1 pseudogene is annotated in these 278 nt (G+C 54.7%); it reads left to right on the forward strand.

The features are described 5' to 3' along the window. A pseudogene (locus tag QP904_RS11875) lies at nt 1-167 on the forward strand (DDE-type integrase/transposase/recombinase); the annotation flags it as partial. Between the last annotated feature and the right edge of the window lie 111 nt (nt 168-278).

The raw sequence follows: 278 nt of genomic DNA on the forward strand, positions 1-278 counted from the left end.
TCGGCGGCAGGTGGTGCTACCTCTATATGGCGATTACCGCCGGTGGCCAGACCCTGGACTTTTACCTCTCTCCGAAGTGGAACGTGGCCGCAGCGAAGCGTTTCCTGGCCAAGGCCGTCAGATCAAGACAAGACAACAAGCAAGATGAGTTGTTGACACCATCGAAAACAAAAGTACGAAAGCCAAGAGCGGGAGTTAGGAGGCGGAATCAAGCGGTGGATGCGCCACGCTTGAATAGTTCGTTAAGTATTTCACGTGGGGTTGCGCCGCCGAGGATT

Origin of the sequence: Corynebacterium nasorum, from assembly GCF_030229765.1 — a bacterium.
In the GTDB taxonomy this organism is placed as follows: domain Bacteria; phylum Actinomycetota; class Actinomycetes; order Mycobacteriales; family Mycobacteriaceae; genus Corynebacterium; species Corynebacterium kefirresidentii.